Origin of the sequence: Lysobacter sp. (assembly GCF_035655815.1) — a bacterium.
GTDB lineage: Bacteria > Pseudomonadota > Gammaproteobacteria > Xanthomonadales > Xanthomonadaceae > Lysobacter_J.
In genome coordinates this window covers 56,383-70,707 of record NZ_DASRTS010000061.1, presented here as the reverse complement: position 1 = coordinate 70,707, position 14,325 = coordinate 56,383, and the positions used below count along the sequence as shown (strand labels likewise).

16 protein-coding genes are annotated in these 14,325 nt (G+C 66.6%); 1 reads left to right on the top strand and 15 read right to left on the bottom strand.

All coding sequences use genetic code 11. The annotated features are described in order from the left end of the window. Nucleotides 1-6: 6 nt before the first annotated feature. From VFE83_RS16210 to VFE83_RS16140, 15 genes are all read right to left on the bottom strand, one after another. On the bottom strand, nucleotides 7-573 hold the full coding sequence (locus VFE83_RS16210; protein WP_324908040.1) for a sugar O-acetyltransferase: 567 nt from the start codon (nucleotides 571-573) through the stop codon (nucleotides 7-9). After that, nucleotides 570-1,214: a ribonuclease T gene (gene rnt / locus VFE83_RS16205; protein ID WP_324908038.1), complete on the bottom strand. Its 645-nt coding sequence runs from the start codon at nucleotides 1,212-1,214 to the stop codon at nucleotides 570-572. Before rnt ends, VFE83_RS16210 begins: the two co-directional genes overlap by 4 nt. 180 nt (nucleotides 1,215-1,394) lie before the next feature. Then, entirely contained in the window at nucleotides 1,395-2,159 is a 765-nt protein-coding gene (locus VFE83_RS16200; RefSeq protein WP_324908036.1) for a DNA-binding domain-containing protein, read from the bottom strand. Beyond that, complete coding sequence (locus VFE83_RS16195) at nucleotides 2,146-3,006, bottom strand: DUF692 domain-containing protein (protein ID WP_324908034.1); 861 nt, start codon at nucleotides 3,004-3,006, stop codon at nucleotides 2,146-2,148. The genes VFE83_RS16200 and VFE83_RS16195 overlap by 14 nt, the downstream gene beginning before the upstream one ends. A 54-nt stretch (nucleotides 3,007-3,060) precedes the next feature. Continuing rightward, nucleotides 3,061-3,435, bottom strand: coding sequence for a hypothetical protein (locus VFE83_RS16190; protein ID WP_324908032.1), 375 nt, complete (start codon nucleotides 3,433-3,435; stop codon nucleotides 3,061-3,063). Nucleotides 3,436-3,753: 318 nt separating this feature from the next. Next, nucleotides 3,754-4,464: a phosphate signaling complex protein PhoU gene (gene phoU / locus VFE83_RS16185; RefSeq protein WP_324908030.1), complete on the bottom strand. Its 711-nt coding sequence runs from the start codon at nucleotides 4,462-4,464 to the stop codon at nucleotides 3,754-3,756. A gap of 131 nt (nucleotides 4,465-4,595) precedes the next feature. Continuing rightward, the gene (gene pstB / locus VFE83_RS16180) at nucleotides 4,596-5,411 is read right to left on the bottom strand and encodes a phosphate ABC transporter ATP-binding protein PstB (RefSeq protein ID WP_324908028.1); all 816 of its coding nucleotides are present in this window, start codon (nucleotides 5,409-5,411) and stop codon (nucleotides 4,596-4,598) included. Between the two features lie 34 nt (nucleotides 5,412-5,445). Beyond that, on the bottom strand, nucleotides 5,446-6,327 hold the full coding sequence (gene pstA, locus VFE83_RS16175) for a phosphate ABC transporter permease PstA (RefSeq protein ID WP_324908026.1): 882 nt from the start codon (nucleotides 6,325-6,327) through the stop codon (nucleotides 5,446-5,448). Continuing rightward, a complete protein-coding gene (pstC, locus tag VFE83_RS16170) occupies nucleotides 6,327-7,298 on the bottom strand; it encodes a phosphate ABC transporter permease subunit PstC (RefSeq protein ID WP_324908024.1) in 972 nt (323 codons plus the stop codon). The genes pstA and pstC overlap by 1 nt, the downstream gene beginning before the upstream one ends. A 365-nt stretch (nucleotides 7,299-7,663) precedes the next feature. After that, a complete protein-coding gene (gene pstS / locus VFE83_RS16165; RefSeq protein WP_414674772.1) occupies nucleotides 7,664-8,755 on the bottom strand; it encodes a phosphate ABC transporter substrate-binding protein PstS in 1,092 nt (363 codons plus the stop codon). Between the two features lie 201 nt (nucleotides 8,756-8,956). Further along, nucleotides 8,957-9,976, bottom strand: a complete 1,020-nt coding sequence (gene pstS / locus VFE83_RS16160) for a phosphate ABC transporter substrate-binding protein PstS (RefSeq protein WP_414674771.1) — start codon at nucleotides 9,974-9,976, stop codon at nucleotides 8,957-8,959. Between the two features lie 214 nt (nucleotides 9,977-10,190). Then, nucleotides 10,191-11,357: an OprO/OprP family phosphate-selective porin gene (locus tag VFE83_RS16155; protein WP_324908018.1), complete on the bottom strand. Its 1,167-nt coding sequence runs from the start codon at nucleotides 11,355-11,357 to the stop codon at nucleotides 10,191-10,193. A 143-nt stretch (nucleotides 11,358-11,500) separates the two neighbouring features. Beyond that, a complete protein-coding gene (nth, locus tag VFE83_RS16150) occupies nucleotides 11,501-12,214 on the bottom strand; it encodes an endonuclease III (protein WP_324908016.1) in 714 nt (237 codons plus the stop codon). Next, entirely contained in the window at nucleotides 12,211-12,546 is a 336-nt protein-coding gene (locus VFE83_RS16145) for a hypothetical protein (protein WP_324908014.1), read from the bottom strand. Before VFE83_RS16145 ends, nth begins: the two co-directional genes overlap by 4 nt. A gap of 56 nt (nucleotides 12,547-12,602) precedes the next feature. Beyond that, nucleotides 12,603-13,385 carry an enoyl-CoA hydratase/isomerase family protein gene (locus VFE83_RS16140; RefSeq protein ID WP_324908012.1) on the bottom strand — a complete coding sequence of 261 codons (783 nt, stop codon included), beginning with the start codon at nucleotides 13,383-13,385 and terminating at the stop codon, nucleotides 12,603-12,605. A gap of 218 nt (nucleotides 13,386-13,603) precedes the next feature. Here VFE83_RS16140 and VFE83_RS16135 point away from each other — a divergent pair, with 218 nt between their 5' ends. Then, entirely contained in the window at nucleotides 13,604-14,290 is a 687-nt protein-coding gene (locus VFE83_RS16135; RefSeq protein ID WP_324908010.1) for an FKBP-type peptidyl-prolyl cis-trans isomerase N-terminal domain-containing protein, read from the top strand. The last annotated feature ends 35 nt before the right edge of the window (nucleotides 14,291-14,325 follow it).

Here is a 14,325-nt window from a genome sequence, read left to right as displayed (position 1 = left end):
GCGGTATCAGGGCTGGGGGACGCGGACCCGTGCGGGGTTGCCGGCAACGGTCGCGCCGGCGGGAACGTCACGTGTCACCACCGCGCCGGCACCGACCAGCGCATCGTCGCCGACGCTCACGCCGGGCAGCAGGATCGCGCCACCACCGATCCACACGTTGCGGCCGATGCGAACGGGACGGCCGAATTCCCAGCCCTCGCGGCGCACCTGCGGGTCGCGCGGATGATCGGCGGTGTAGATCTGCACCGCCGGGCCGATCTGCGTGCCGTCGCCGATCTCCACTTCCACCACGTCCAGGATCACGCAGTTGAAGTTGAGAAACACGCCGCGGCCCAGCCGGATGTTGAAACCATAATCGCAGTGGAAGGGCGGGCGGATCTCGCTGCCGGCACCGACGGCACCCAGCCGTTGCGCAAGCAATGGATGACGCTCGGCCGGTGTCATGCCCAGCGCCGCGTTGTAGCGCACCAGCCACTCGCGCGTCGCGGACTGCGCGGCCTGGATTTCCGCATCGTCGGCGCGATACAACTCGCCGGCCAGCATGCGCTGCATGGGCGTGGTCGGTGCGGTCATGGCGATGCGGCTCCCGGCAGTGGCGACGGCCATGCATTGACGATCTTGCAGAACAGCTGCGCGGTGCGTTCGGTGTCGTACACGGCCGAGTGCTGTTCCTCGCTGTTCCAGTCCAGCCCGGCCGCCTGCACCGCACGCGCCAGCACGGTCTGGCCGTAGGCCACGCCAGCCAGCGTCACGGTGTCGAACACGCTGAAGGGATGGAAAGGATTGCGCTTGTGGCCGCTGCGGTTCACCGCGGCGTTGAGGAAATTGAGATCGAAATGCGCGTTGTGGCCCACCAGGATCGCGCGCTGGCAGTTGTGCTTCTTCAGCGCCGCGCGCACCGGTGCGAACACCACTTCCAGCGCGGCGCGCTCGGGCTTGGCATCGCGGAACGGGTGGTCGAGCACGATGCCGGTCACTTCCAGCGACTTGGGGTCGATGTCCATCCCCGGCGCAGGTTCGACGTGGCTGCTGGTGATCTCGCCGACGACCAGCAGGCCGTTCTCGTCGATGTCGATGGGGGCCACCGCGATTTCCAGCAGCGCGTGGCGGTTCCAGTCGAAGCCGCCGGTCTCCACGTCCACCACCACCGGAAGGAAGCCGCGGAATCGCGAAGCAAGGCGGGGCGGCGGGGTGGGTGCGTCGGCGTTCTGCATGCGCCAAAGGTTAGCAGACGGGTCAAAGCGGCCGTCGCGGATGGGCTCGACGTGCACAGCGCTGGCGCTGGTTCGCCTTTGCCGTCATTCCCGGAAGGCGGGAATCCATCCGTCAGCGCATCAGGCCTTCCGACGAGCCCTAGGCCACGAAGATATGGGCCGCACCGTGGCCGGAACTGGCTATGAAGCGCAACGCGCCCCCAGCACCACGCCAGCGCCATGCATCTGCTTCAGCAACGCCGCGCCCTGTTCGACGAAGGCGTCGACATCCGCGTGCCCGGCTTCCGCTGCCAGCGCCTCCAGCTGCGCGCGCCCGCTCAGCGTGGGCGCGGCGTCGAGCCGCTGCAGCAGCCGGAACGCAAGCGGACTCAACTGCGAGAACCGAACCTCGCCGTCGGGGCCGCGCCGCACCAGCAACAGCGTGGGCTCGGCCGGCGGAGAGTCAGGCCGATGATCCGGACCGATGCGGTGCACCGGCCATGCATAGGCCAGCGGCCAGGCGAGCGGCGACAGTACCGGCATGCCGTCGAGCAGATCGCCTTGCGCATCGTGGGCGGGCAGTTCGGCATCGCTGATCTGCAGCGCCAGCTCCACCCACTCGTAATGCGCCAGTTCGGACAGGAAGGGCGGATCGTTCGGTTCGCGTGCTTCCAGGAAGCGCAGGAACTCGCGGCCTATTTCCGGAAACAGCGGCGTCTGGCAGCGGTGGTCGCGGAAGAACTCGCGGACCAGCGCCTGCCATGGCTCGCCGTCGAGCAGTTGCCGTATCACTGGAAAATTGCCGGCCAGCAGGCTTTCGACGTTGTTGAACAGCAGGTCGCGATAGACCGAAAGGCGCCGCTCCTCGATACCGTCCGGCGCCGGCTGGTGCCGCGGGTCGCGGAGGTGTCGTGTGAGCGCGGACTGCTGCGCGCGCAGGCGTTGCGGTGCCTCAGGCGTGCGCATGCCGTCCTTCCGGCGTCGCGTTGTCGCGCAGCACGCGGCGCACCGTATCCAGTTCGCCCAGCAGTTCCGCATACGGCGGGATGTTGAAGTCGCGTTCGAGCAGGGTGGGGCGTGCACCGAAGCGGCGGTACGCCTCGCCGAGCAGGTCCCATACCGCGTCCTTCACGGCGGCGCCGTGGGTGTCGACCTTCAGGTCGTCGGCTTCGTCGTAATGGCCGGCGACGTGGATGCAGGCGATGCGTTCGGCCGGCATCGCGGCGAGGAACGCATGCGGGTCGTAGCGATGGTTGATCGCGTTGACGTACACGTTGTTGACGTCCAGCAGCAGGTCGCAGTCCGCTTCTGCCAGTACCGCGTTGATAAAAGCGGCCTCGTCGAGCGGTTGCTGGCCCGCATCCACCGGCATCGTCGCGTAGTAGGAGACGTTCTCCACCGCGATGCGGCGACCGACGACGTCCTGCGTCTGCCGGATGCGCGCGGCGACGTGATGCACGGCCTCGTCGGTGAAGGGAAGCGGCAGCAGGTCGTACAGATGACCGTCATCGCTGCAGTAGCTCAGATGCTCGCTGTAGAGGACGACGCGATGGCGATCGAGGAAGCGCCGTACGCGCACCAGGAAGGTCTCGTCGAGCGGCGCGAAGCCGCCCAGCGACAGCGACAGGCCGTGGCAGGTGAGGGGATGGCGCGCCGTCAGCTCATCGAGCGATTCGCCGAGCTTGCCACCGACACCGATCCAGTTTTCCGGTGCGCATTCGAGGAAGTCGAAATCGCCGGGTGCAGCAGCCTGCAGCGGACCCAGGAGGGCCCGCCGCAGGCCGAGGCCGACGGAAGCGTCAGGCAGGGACATGCACTTCCTGCAGCGTCCGCACGCGGATGTGCGGGCTTCTGCAAGGGATCCGCATCAAGCCATGCCGCCGCACTTGCCTTCGCCGCACTTGCCTTCCATGTCGCCCTTCTTCGCGTCCTTCTTGGCCTTCAGTTCGTCGGCCGAAAGGAAGCCGTCCTGGTTGGTGTCGTGCGCGGCGAACTTGCTGGTGTCGCCCTTGTGCGCGGCGCCGAATTCCGCCTGCGAGACGCGGCCGTCCTTGTCGGTGTCCATCTTTTCCACGCCGCACTTGCCTTCGCCGGCCTTGGCGCCTTCGCCCGCGCTGAGCATGTAGCCGGAGGCGAGGTCGGTCATCGCGAAGGCCGAGCCCGAGAGGGCGAGTCCACCGGCCAGGGCGGCACCGGCGATGAGGACGACGGACTTGCTGGTCTTGCTGTTGCTGTTCGACATGTCGTGGACTCCTGTTGCGCGAAGCGGGGCTCGCCCCGCGGGATGGTGGCCCTGCAAGGGCCGGGGAACGATGACAGGAGAAAAGCTAGCGCGCGGTGAAGTGGTGATGCTGTCGCCATCGCGTGTGCGATGACGCGGTGCAGCAGGCTTGGCCTGCGTAAGCGTTTCCAGCGCGCATTCTCCAGCGCCGACTGTGCGCAATCGGGCGGCCGAATGCATAGGCCATGAGTCGTGGAAAGGCCGTGCAAAACGAAAAGGCGCGCCGAATGGCGCGCCATTTGTACCGGATTCAAAACCGGTTCAGCGTTTTGGGCAGCGTCAGGGCGCGGCCGTGGTGCTGCTGCTGTCGCGCTTCTCGCGCGGCGGCAGGGCTTCCTCACCCTTGACCAGGAACCAGACATTCTCGGCGATGTTGGTGGCGTGGTCGCCGATGCGCTCGATGTTCTTGGCCATGAACAGCAGGTGCGTGCAGGGCGTGATGGCCCGCGCGTCTTCCATCATGTAGGTGAGCAGTTCGCGGAACAGCGCGGTGTACGCCACGTCCAGGTCGGCGTCGCGGGCGCGCACGCGCTGGGCCAGCTCGACATTGTTGTCGCGGTAGGCGACCAGCACATCGCGCAGCTGCTGCACCGCCAGCGTGCCGATGGCATGCAGCCCACTCACATGCGGCAGCGGCGGCGACAGGTTCAGCGCGGTCGAACGCTTGGCGACGTTGGCCGCGTAGTCGCCGATGCGCTCGATGTCCGAGGCGATGCGGATCGCGGCGAGGATCTCGCGCAGGTCGCGCGCCATCGGCCCGCGCAGCGCCAGCTTCATCACGTCGTGGCTGACCTCCTGCTCCAGCGCGTCGATCGCCTCGTCGTTGGCGATGATGCGCTCGGCGGCCTTGTCGTCGCGGCGCTGGACCACGTCGAGCGCGGCCTCCAGCTGCGATGCGGCCATCTCGCCCATGCGCAGGGTCTCGTTGAGCAGCCGGCGCTGCTCGTCGTCGTAGCTCTTGACGATGTGGTCGTGCATTGGGGTGCTCATGGGTGGTGTGTTCAAGGAAAACGTCGATGCCATCCGTGGCGTAACGTGGTCGGCTTCGGGTCGCCCGGCCCGGCCATCCATGGCCGGTCGTTCGGCAGGCCGGCGCGGCAGTGCCGCGCAGGCGGCCTGCCTCACCCGAACCTACCGGTGATGTAATCCTCGGTCTGCTGCTTCGTCGGATTCGAGAAGATCGTTTCCGTCGTGTTGTGCTCGATCAGGTCGCCCAGGTACATGAAGGCCGTGAAGTCGGAGACTCGCGCGGCCTGCTGCATGTTGTGGGTGACGATGACGATGGTGTAGTCCTTCTTCAGCTCCTCGACCAGCTGCTCGATGCGGCTGGTGGAGATGGGGTCGAGCGCGGACGTCGGCTCGTCCAGCAGCAGAACGTCCGGGCGCAGCGCGACCGCGCGCGCGATGCACAAGCGCTGCTGCTGGCCGCCGGACAGGCCCAGCGCGCTCTGGCCCAGCTTGTCCTTCACCTCGTCCCACAGCGCGCCCTGGCGCAGCGCGTGCTCGACGCGGGCGTCCATCTCGGACTTGGACAGCTTCTCGTGGTGGCGGATGCCGTAGGCGACGTTCTCGTAGATCGTCATCGGGAACGGCACCGGCTTCTGGAACACCATGCCCACCTTGCTGCGCAGGCGGTTCATCGGATAGCGCGCGTCGAGGATGTTCTCGCCGTCCAGCAGCACCTCGCCGCGTGCTTCCAGCTTCGGATACAGCGCGTAGATGCGGTTGAAGATGCGCAGCAGGGTGGACTTGCCGCAACCGGACGGGCCGATCAGCGCGGTGACGCGCTTCTCGGGAATTTCCAGGTGGATGTCCTTCAGCGCGTGGAACTTGTCGTAGTAGAAGTTCAGCCCGCGCGCGGCGAGCTTCACCGGCGCCGCTTCTGCAGGGGCGCCGCTACGCTCGGGAGTGGCGAGGGCGAGGCGGGCGTCGTTCATGGCCGTGGTCCGCGGGATGTTCGGTTGGGAGAGGTCAGTCATGGCTGATCCTGTTGCGCAGCACGATGGCGCGGGCCACCAGGCTGATGAGCAGGACGAATACGGTGAGCACCAGCGCGCCGGCCCACGCCAGCACCTGCCAGGACTCGTACGGGCTGCCGGCGAACTGGTTCATCACCACCGGCACGCTGGCCATCGGCTGCAGCACGTTCATGTTCCAGTACTGGTTGCCGAAGGCGGTGAACAGCAGCGGCGCGGTTTCGCCGGAGATGCGGGCCAGCGCCAGCAGCACGCCGGTGACGATGCCGGCCGAAGCGCTGCGGTACAGCACCTGCATGATCACCTTCCACTGCGGCACGCCCAGCGACAGCGCCGCCTCGCGCATCTGCGCCGGCACCAGTCGCAGCATCTCGTCGGTCGTGCGCACCACCACCGGCAGCACGATGAAGGCCAGCGAGATCGCGCCGGCCAGCGCCGAGAAGTTGCCGCCGGTCTGCATCACCACCAGCGTGTAGACGAACAGGCCCAGCACGATGGACGGTGCCGACAGCAGGATGTCGTTGACGAAGCGCACCACGGTGCCGATCTTGCGCGCGTTGCCGTATTCGGCCAGCCACGTGCCGGCGGCAATGCCCAGCGGCGTGCCGATCAGGATGGCGATGAGGCACATCACGGCGCTGCCGAAGAAGGCGTTCATCAGGCCGCCTTCCTGCATCGGCGGCGGCGTGTTCTGGGTGAACAGCGCCCAGTTGACGCCGCCGATGCCCTTGGCGATCAGCGTCCACAGGATCCAGCCGAGGAAGAACAGGCCGAAGAGTGCGGCACCGACGGCCAGCACGATCGACACGGCATTGACGATGCGACGCTTGCGGTACAGCGCGTCGGCGATCTTGAGTTCGCGTGCGGTAACGGCCATCAGTTGCCCTCCTTGCGCGAAAGCTGCATCAGCATCAGCCGCGCGACCGCCAGCACCACGAAGGTCACGATGAACAGCACGAAGCCGAGCAGCAGCAGCGCGGAGCGATAGGTTTCGGTGGCTTCGCCGAAGTCGTTGGCGATCAGCGCGGCGATGGTCGTGCCAGGTTCGAGCAGCGACGCGGAGAAGTTGACGCTGTTGCCGATGACGAACGCCACGGCCATCGTCTCGCCCAGCGCGCGGCCCAGCCCGAGGAAGATGCCGCCGATCACCGCCGAGCGGGTGTACGGCAGCACGATGTCCCAGCTGACCTCCCACTTGGTCGAGCCCAGCGCGTAGGCCGATTCCTTCAGGCGCGTAGGCACCGTGAGGAACACCTCGCGCATCACCGAGGAGATGAACGGGATCACCATGATCGCCAGCACGATGCCGGCGGTGAGCATGCCGATGCCCAGCGGCGGGCCCTGGAACAGCGGGCCGATGACCGGCCAAGTGCCGACGTGGTCGTTGAGCCATGGCGTGACGTATTCGGTCATCACCGGCACCAGCACGAACAGACCCCACATGCCGTAGATGATCGACGGGATGCCGGCGAGCAGTTCGATGGCGGTGCCGATCGGACCGCGCGCCCAGCGCGGTGCGACCTCGGTCAGGAAGAACGCGATGCCGAAGCTGACGGGCACCGCGATCACCATCGCGATCAACGCCGTCACCACGGTGCCGTAGATCGGCACCAGCGCGCCGTACTGGTTCTCCACCGGGTTCCACTGCGCGGTGAAGAAGAAGTCCAGGCCTTCGATGGCCAGTACGTGTCGGCCGCCCCACAGCATGGACAGCGCGGCGCTGGCCAGCGCCACCAGCACGAAGATCACGGTGCCGGTGAGTACGTAGCGGAACAGCTTGTCGTTGCGCGCGTCCTTGTGGTCGCGCGACTCCGGTACGGCCGTGGCGGGTAGGGAAGTGGCGTTCATCCGGTGGGCGTCTTTTGGCCGGTTCCGAGCTTGGGTGCGTCGCCGCGAGGCGGGGTCATTGCGTTCGTCATTCCCGCGAAAGCGGGAATCCATGGACGTCGGGCCTGATCGCTGGGAGAGAGGGAGGCGATCGGGTTTGTTCGTTCATGGACTCCGCATTCGCGGGAAGACGGTGACGGCTGCGTTGGGTGGTGATGAATGTCGCGTCGCGTTTTGTTGAGCTGTCGTTCCCGCGAAGGCGGGAATCCAATCGTCAGGTCATCGAACTCTCCGGAAGGCAGAATCGATCGGATGGTTGGATCCCCGCCTGCGCGGGGATGACGATTGGCAAAGGCGATCGCGCGTTTTGCGATCGCGCCGCTGCGTCACTTGAACTCAGCCGCCCAGTACGACTCGACCTGCTGCACCAGCGCCGGCGGCAGCGGCACGTAGTCCAGCGCCTGTGCCTGCTGCTGGCCGTTCTCGAACGCCCACTTGAAGAAGGCGCGCGTGTCGGCGCTGCGCTTGGCGTCTTTGGGCTGCTTGTGCATCAGGATGAAGTTGGTGGCGGTGATCGGCCACGCATCGGCGCCCGGCGCGTTGGTGATGACCAGGTTGAAGTCCTTCGCGCTCGTCCAGTCGGCGCCCGCGGCGGCCGCCTGGAAGCTCTCCGCGCTCGGCTGCACCCAGTTGCCCGCCGCGTTCTGCAGCGTGGCGTAGGCCATCTTGTTCTGCAGCGCGTAGGCCAGCTCGACGTAGCCGATGGAACCCTTGATCTGCTTTACGTACGAGGCGACACCTTCGTTGCCCTTGCCGCCCACGCCGCCCGGCCACTGCACCGAGGTGCCTTCGCCGACCTTGGTCTTCCACTCCGGGTTGACCTTCGACAGGTAGTTGGTGAAGTTGAACGTGGTGCCCGAGCCGTCGGAGCGGCGCACGATGTTGATCTTGGTCGAGGGCAGCGTTACGCCCGGATTGGCCGCGGCGATGGCCGGGTCGTTCCAGGTGGTCACCTTGCCCATGAAGATGTCGGCCAGCAGCGCGCCGGTCAGGCGCAGCTTGCCCGCCTCGATGCCTTCGACATTGACGACCGGCACTACGCCGCCGATGGCCGAGGGGAACTGGCCGAGGCCGGCCTGTGCGAGCTCTTCGCTCGACAGCGGCTTGTCGGACGAACCGAAGTCCACCGTGCCGGCCTTGATCTGCGCGATGCCGCCGCCGGAACCGATGGACTGGTAGTTGACCTTCGCGCCGGTGGCCTTGTTGTAGTCGTCGGACCACTTGGAGATCAGCGGATAGATGAAGGTCGCGCCAGCGCCGGTGATCTGCGCGGCGACCTTGTCGCCGGAACCGGCGGGTGCCGTGGACGACGCACCTTCGGCGGGTGCCTGCGCGGTGTCGCCGGCAGGCTTGCTGCAGGCGGCCAGGGTCAGGGCAACGGCAATCGCCAGGGTGGCGGTGCGAACCGACGGGGTCATGCGCAACTCCGGTATTGGGATGGGATCCGGGCGCGTGCCCGGGCTGCGCCATTTGATGATCTTTTTGTTACACCCGGATGACACTGAACCGTCACATTTCTGTAGTGCAGCGCTGACGTCGCTGCTGCCGGTCCGCGTTCAGCCGCCCGCAACGAAAAACGGGCCCGAAGGCCCGTCTTCCGTCGCATCCGAGCCGCAGGCTCAGTAGTTCATGTTCGCCGACCAGTAGGTCTCGATCTGCTGCACCAGCGCGTCCGGCAGCGGCACGTAGTCCAGCGCCTTGGCCTGGGCGTCGCCGTTGGAGTAGACCCAGCGGAAGAATTCCTTGGCGTTCTTGGCGCCGGCGGCGTTCTTCGGCTGCTTGTACATCAGGATGAAGTTGGTGGCGGTGATCGGCCAGGAGTTGGCGCCCGGCGCATTGGTCATGACCAGGTAGAAGTCCTTGGCCGAACCCCACTGCGCGTTGGCGGCGGCGGCCTGGAAGGTCTCGTCCGACGGCAGCACGAAGTTGCCTTCGGCGTTCTTCATGCGCGAGTAGGCCATCTTGTTCTGCAGCGCGTACGACAGCTCGACGTAGCCGATGCCGCCCTGGATCTGCTTCACGTAGGCCGCCACGCCCTCGTTGCCCTTGCCACCGATGCCCACTGGCCACTTGACCGAGGTGCCTTCGCCGACCTTGGTCTTCCACTCCGGGCTGACCTTGGACAGGTAGTTGACGAAGTTGAAGGTGGTGCCCGAACCATCCGAGCGGTGCACGACGGTGATCTTGCGGTCGGGCAGCTGCACGCCGCCGTTGAGCGCGACGATGGCCGGGTCGTTCCACTTGGTGATCTTGCCGAGGAAGATGTTGGCCAGCGTCTCGCCGTCCAGCTTCAGCGCGCCCGAGGCCACGCCCGGGACGTTGATCACCGGCACCACGCCGCCGATGACCGACGGGAACTGCGCCAGGCCGGCCTGGGCCAGCTCTTCCGGCTTCAGCGGGGCGTCGGACGAACCGAAATCGACCGTGCCGGCCTTGATCTGGGCGATGCCGCCACCCGAGCCGATCGACTGGTAGTTGACCTTCTTTCCCGAAGCCTTGGCGTAGTCGGCCGACCACTTGGACATCACGGGATAGACGAAGGACGCACCGGCGCCGGTGACGTCGGCGGCGAAGGCGTTGGCGGCGAAGGTCGTCGCAACAGCCAGCGCTGCCAGACGGAACTTGATGGACTTGAACACGGATGGGCTCCCTGTAGAGGTACGGACGGGCCTTGGCCCGTTCGGTGTGCATTGCATAACGGTTCGATGACAGCCGGGCGTCATGAACATTTCAGTGTCGTGACATGTGCCATGAACGCTGTTCCCCTCAACGATGACGTCGCGCAACAAAAAAAGGCGCGGCGATGAGCCGCGCCCTGAAGTGTTCCAGGAGGACGGGGTAACTGGAGAGGAATTACCAGAAGAACTGCATGCGGGCTTCCAGGATGTTCGGGTCGTCGTTGAGCACGCCCTTCTCCTGCTTCACCGCAACGTAGTTCAGCATGAACTTGAAGTTGGAGCGCCAGTACCAGTTCACGCCGGCGGTCCAGCTGTCCATCTCGCCGCCGACCACAGCGCCGTCGGTCAGGTCGATCGTGTCGTAGCGCAGGCCCAGCTGCCACAGGCCGACGGAGGGGTTGTCCGGCAGGCCGGTGGTCGGCACGCCGCTCTTGTAACCCCAGGTCTCGCCGGTGACGTTCCACAGGCCGGAGATGTAGTAGCCGTCGCCGGTGAAGTCGTCGAAGCTGCCGTAGCGCTTGACGTCGGTGCTCATGTACTCGGCCTGCACCTTGACCGGGCCAGTGACCCACAGGCCCTCGACGCCGATCACGCTGTTGCGATCGCTGGCGCGCAGGCCGCTGCTGCCGGTGTCGACGAAGCGGGTCGGCACCATGTCGGCCATCGGACGGGCGCGCAGGCGGATGACGTCGCCGTCGGTGTCCTTGTCGGTGTACGACACGCCCAGGTGCAGGACGTTGCCCTGCTCGTTGATCGGCGCAAAGTAACCGCGCACGCCGTAGCCGCTGCCATGCTCGCGGTTGCGGGTGAGTTCGCGACCGAAGTAGCTGGCGGTCACGCCCCAGTTGGCATCGCCGATGTTGTACTGCGCGCCGAGGCGGCGGGCGGTACCGATCGAGTTGGTGATCGACGACTTGGAGATGAAGTCGTTGTTCTTTGTCGACGACAGCTCTTCCATCGTCGCACCCGGCTGCTTGTACTGGCCGACCTGGATGAAGTGGTTGGCGTTGTTGCCGAACTTGTACTTGACGTTCGCGTCCAGGAACTTGTCGTCCTTGGCGTCGTAACCCAGCACCCACTCGATGTTGCCCGGGCCCTTGCCCTTGAGCACCAGCTCGGCGCGGCGCAGCTCGTTCAGGTAGTCGTCACCGTCCAGGTCGGACGAGGAGTCCGCGCCGTAGTCGATGGTGTCGCTGTCGAACTTGTAGAAGTCGGCCTGGACCAGGCCTTCAAAGGAGACTTCCGAACCGCCGATCACGTCGAGGGTGATTTCGGCATGCGCGGCCGGCGCGACGAGGGCGGCGAGCAGCGCGACGGACAGGGTGCTGCGGGACAGTTTCATGGACGTAGCCCTTGGAGGCGTTGGAGAGAACGCTGCGCAGGCTAGGGTGTGAAAGTTGCGTAAATGTGACAGTCCTGACTTATTTCGCCGGGATGACGTTCAGATGACCAGGGCTGACTGCGGCTTTGGGGCGTCCGCCAGCGTCAGGTGGCCAGCGGTTCGGGCTCGCCGAGCGTCTTGTCGGGAAAGCGGCAGATGTCGCGGATCGCGCAGTGCGGGCAGTCCGGCCTGCGCGCCTTGCACACGTATCGGCCATGCAGGATCAGCCAGTGGTGGGCATCGTGCAGGTAGGCCGGAGGCACCACCTTCACCAGGCCATCCTCGACCTCGCGCACGTTCCTGCCCGGGGCCAGGCCGGTCCGGTTCGCGACCCGGAAGATGTGGGTGTCCACTGCCATGGTCGGCTCGCCGAAGGCGGTGTTGAGCACAACATTGGCGGTCTTGCGGCCCACTCCGGGCAGCGCCTCGAGTGCGTCGCGGTCGCGCGGGACCTCGCCGCCGTGGAGCTCGATCAGCTGCTGCGCCATCGCGACCACATTGGCCGCCTTGGTGTTGTACAGGCCGATGGTCGAGATGTACGGCTTGAGTCCCTCGACGCCCAGCCGGGCGATGGCCTGCGGCGTGTTGGCCACGGGAAACAGCTTGCGCGTGGCCTTGTTGACGCCGACGTCGGTGGCCTGCGCGGACAGCGTCACCGCGACCAGCAATTCGTACGGCGTGCTGAATTCCAGCTCGGTCGTCGGCTTGGGGTTGAGCGACTTGAGCCGGGCGAACATGGTTTCGATTTCCGCCGGCGACAGGCGGGTGACGCGCCGCGCGCGCTTGCGCACAGTTTTCTTCTTCGGCGTGACGGTCATGGCTTGTGGCGGGCCGCGGCCTTGGCGCGCGCGCGGGCAAGTGCGGCGGCCGCGGCGGACGGCAACGCGGGCGCGCTGGTGGTCTGTGTCGCGGGTGTGGATGGCGCGCGCTGGTCCGCACGTTCGCGCGCGCGACGTTCCAGTCGTGCATTGCGCGCGCGGAAGCGTTCGCGTGCGGCGAGTGCGGACAACCGCGTTTCGCGCGCGCCGTGGATCAGCCGCGTGCATTGCGCGCTGCAGTTGCCGCAGGCGAGGGGAGGGTCGAGCAGCAGGCCAAGGTCGATCGCCCGGTCCAGATCGTCGGTTGCCAGCGCATGCGCGATCGCATGCACGCGGTCGCCGTGTGCATCACGGCAACCGCAGACGCAGGCCTCGGGCGCGGGCGCGATCACTGGCCCTTGAACACGGGCTTGCGTCGTTCGAGGAATGCGCCGGTGCCTTCGCGCATGTCCTCCGTGGAGAACATCAGGCCGAACTGCGCAGTCTCGTATTCCAATCCTTCCTCGATTCCGCACTCGCCGCCGACGTTGACGCAGTCGAGCACGCCGCGCAGCGCCAGCGGAGCCGACGCGGCGAGCTGGTCTGCGAGCTTCATCGTTTCCGCCTCGAGGTCCGCTGCAGGCACGACCCGGTTGACGATGCCCAACTCGCGCGCCCGCGCGGCATCCACCGGCGCGCCGACCAGGCACAGTTCCAGTGTGGCCGCGCGACCGGCCAGGCGCAGCAGGCGCTGCGTGCCGCCGAAGCCGGGGATCAGGCCGAGGTTGATTTCCGGCTGGCCGACCTTGGCCGTGTCGGCCGCGATGCGCAGATGGCAGCCCATGGCCAGTTCCAGCCCGCCGCCGAGCGCGAAGCCGTTGACCATCGCGATGACCGGCTTGGGCATCTTCTCGATCCGGCGCATCAGCGCCTGTCCGCGCAGCGAGAAATCGCGGCCCTGGACCGGTGTCAGGCCGTTCATCTCGGCAATGTCCGCGCCGGCAACGAAGGCCTTGGGGCCGGCACCAGTAAGGACCACGCAGCGGACCGACGGGTCGCTCGCGGCGGCCTCGAAGGCCTCGCGCAGCGCGTCCAGGGTAGCCGCGTTGAGCGCGTTCAGCTTGTCGGGACGGTTGACGGTGACCAGACGTACGGCGCCGCGGTCGGCGGTCAGGACAGGCGATTCGGACATGGGCGGAGGATCCCCGGAAACGTTAAGAAAATGCTGGAAAACAAGGGCGCTTCGCGGCATGGAACTTCAAGCCGGACGCAGTGTCTGAGCCCGTCGGCGTCAGTGGCGATTAAGCGCAGGCGCCGGTATCCTAGCGCGTCCATCCGGGTCCATTCGACCGGTGCGGGCCTTTCCAGGAGCGGTTGTCCCGCCCCGATCCATCACGGAGATTCCACCGAATGAAGTTGCGTTTGATTGCTGCCGCCGTGGCGGCCCTGGCACTGACCGCCGGCAACGCCGTCGCGCAGAACACTTCGACCGAACAGGGCAAGCTGAGCTATGCGCTCGGTTACGACCTGGGGCGCAATGCCATCGAGAGCGGTGAGCAGGTCGATGTGAACACCATCATCAAGGGCCTGCAGGACGGCTACGCCAAGAAGCAGCCCTCGGTTCCGGTCGACCAGCTGCGCACCGCGGTGCAGAACATGCAGCAGCGCCAGCAGCAGAAGGCCAAGGCCGCATGGGACAAGGCCGCGTCCGAGAACAAGACCAAGAGCGATCAGTTCATCGCGGCCAACAAGGCCAAGGCAGGCGTGAAGGCGCTGCCGAGCGGCGTGCAGTACCGCGTCATCGAGAACGGCACCGGTGCCAAGCCGACCCAGGCCAACACCGTGCAGCTTGAAGTCGCCGGTCCGTACGCCTGGGGCGAGCGTCCGCAGCAGGCCCGTCCGGCGCAGAACATCCCGTCGATCAAGGTCAGCGAGATCGAGATGCCGGCGATGCGCGAAGCGCTGCTGCAGATGCCGGCCGGCTCGAAGTGGGAAATCACCCTGCCGCCGGACAAGGCCTACGGTGCCGACCCGCGCACGCCGTTCCCGCCGAACGTCGCTGTCCAGTTCGAAGTCAAACTGGTCAGCGTCAAGTAACGCAATGGTGCGCTCGCGCATAGCGCGAGCGCCTG

Excerpts from the sequence above, each read along its gene's own strand:
- VFE83_RS16140 (WP_324908012.1), bottom strand. The coding sequence starts at position 13,385 with ATGTCCGAATCGCCTGTCCTGACCGCCGACCGCGGCGCCGTACGTCTG.
- pstC (WP_324908024.1), bottom strand. The coding sequence starts at position 7,298 with ATGAACGCCACTTCCCTACCCGCCACGGCCGTACCGGAGTCGCGCGAC.
- pstA (WP_324908026.1), bottom strand. The coding sequence starts at position 6,327 with ATGGCCGTTACCGCACGCGAACTCAAGATCGCCGACGCGCTGTACCGC.
- VFE83_RS16210 (WP_324908040.1), bottom strand. The coding sequence starts at position 573 with ATGACCGCACCGACCACGCCCATGCAGCGCATGCTGGCCGGCGAGTTG.
- VFE83_RS16200 (WP_324908036.1), bottom strand. The coding sequence starts at position 2,159 with ATGCGCACGCCTGAGGCACCGCAACGCCTGCGCGCGCAGCAGTCCGCG.
- VFE83_RS16155 (WP_324908018.1), bottom strand. The coding sequence starts at position 11,357 with ATGAAACTGTCCCGCAGCACCCTGTCCGTCGCGCTGCTCGCCGCCCTC.
- VFE83_RS16195 (WP_324908034.1), bottom strand. The coding sequence starts at position 3,006 with ATGTCCCTGCCTGACGCTTCCGTCGGCCTCGGCCTGCGGCGGGCCCTC.
- VFE83_RS16190 (WP_324908032.1), bottom strand. The coding sequence starts at position 3,435 with ATGTCGAACAGCAACAGCAAGACCAGCAAGTCCGTCGTCCTCATCGCC.
- VFE83_RS16135 (WP_324908010.1), top strand. The coding sequence starts at position 13,604 with ATGAAGTTGCGTTTGATTGCTGCCGCCGTGGCGGCCCTGGCACTGACC.
- pstB (WP_324908028.1), bottom strand. The coding sequence starts at position 5,411 with ATGAACGACGCCCGCCTCGCCCTCGCCACTCCCGAGCGTAGCGGCGCC.
- pstS (WP_414674772.1), bottom strand. The coding sequence starts at position 8,755 with ATGACCCCGTCGGTTCGCACCGCCACCCTGGCGATTGCCGTTGCCCTG.
- phoU (WP_324908030.1), bottom strand. The coding sequence starts at position 4,464 with ATGAGCACCCCAATGCACGACCACATCGTCAAGAGCTACGACGACGAG.
- nth (WP_324908016.1), bottom strand. The coding sequence starts at position 12,214 with ATGACCGTCACGCCGAAGAAGAAAACTGTGCGCAAGCGCGCGCGGCGC.
- rnt (WP_324908038.1), bottom strand. The coding sequence starts at position 1,214 with ATGCAGAACGCCGACGCACCCACCCCGCCGCCCCGCCTTGCTTCGCGA.